The sequence below is a fragment of the Vibrio sp. 10N.222.46.A1 genome (assembly GCF_041473595.1).
GTDB lineage: Bacteria > Pseudomonadota > Gammaproteobacteria > Enterobacterales > Vibrionaceae > Vibrio > Vibrio tasmaniensis_A.
Map to the genome: position 1 here is coordinate 1 of NZ_JBFRSN010000309.1, position 259 is coordinate 259.

2 tRNA genes are annotated in these 259 nt (G+C 48.6%); both read right to left on the reverse strand.

Features of this window, described 5'->3' with window-relative positions:
- Positions 1-31 precede the first annotated feature (31 nt).
- Positions 32-107: transfer RNA gene (locus tag AB4496_RS10175), tRNA-Ala, on the reverse strand.
- Positions 108-128: 21 nt separating this feature from the next.
- A tRNA-Ile gene (locus AB4496_RS10180) sits at positions 129-205 on the reverse strand.
- Positions 206-259: the final 54 nt, after the last annotated feature.

Below are 259 nucleotides of genomic sequence, written 5' to 3' on the forward strand. Positions count from 1 at the left end.
TTAAATATTTTCAGATAAAAACACTTAAAGATGGTGGAGCTATGCGGGATCGAACCGCAGACCTCCTGCGTGCAAGGCAGGCGCTCTCCCAGCTGAGCTATAGCCCCATCTTTGTTTCTAGTCGATATTGGTGGGTCTGAGTGGACTCGAACCACCGACCTCCCGCTTATCAGGCGAGCGCTCTAACCAGCTGAGCTACAGACCCAATATCGTCTCTTTTACTTTCTAAACCTAATCAATCTGTGTGGACACTCATCGT